Annotated in this window: 1 protein-coding gene; it reads right to left on the bottom strand. The window is 62.2% G+C overall.

Features of this window, described 5'->3' with window-relative positions; translation table 11 throughout:
• Nucleotides 1-102 precede the first annotated feature (102 nt).
• Nucleotides 103-489: Scr1 family TA system antitoxin-like transcriptional regulator (locus ACWELQ_RS44875; protein WP_452403054.1), on the bottom strand; the 387-nt coding region annotated here is incomplete at its 5' end.

Raw genomic sequence — 489 nt, 5'->3', positions numbered from 1 at the left:
TTTTTTTGTTTTTTTTTTTTTTTTGTGTGTCCCACCATTAACCCCCCCCCCCCCCACCACCCCCACATGCGGCCGACCCCTCGTGCGGCCGCTGGAAACAGGTCAGTTGGTTGCGATGCGGTGGATTTCATCCCGCAGTTCGGCGAGGAATGCCCGCGCATCGCTGTCGAATACGGCCATTCGGGTCAAGGCTTCCCAGCGGCGGCGATGGGCGTCGACGAGTTCGGGCCCGCGGGTCACCATGTTCCCGACGATCGGTTCCGCGGAGGCCAGCGCGTGGTCCTCGTTCTCGTAGATGACGAAACCGTGCGGGATCGTCGTGCTCGCCTCGATATCCTGCGGAATCACCCCGATGACCACGGTGTCGAGGGTCTCGATGGAAATGATCCGGTCCAGCTGGGCGAGCAGTACGCGATGCGGTCCGGGCCGGAAGCGCAGGGCCGCTTCGGTGATCAGGAATTCGAAACGCTTGGCCGGGTCGTACAACAC

Source organism: Nocardia sp. NPDC004722, from assembly GCF_053601505.1.
Note: the sequence above shows the minus strand (reverse complement) of the source record. Positions and strands in the feature narration are given on the sequence as shown.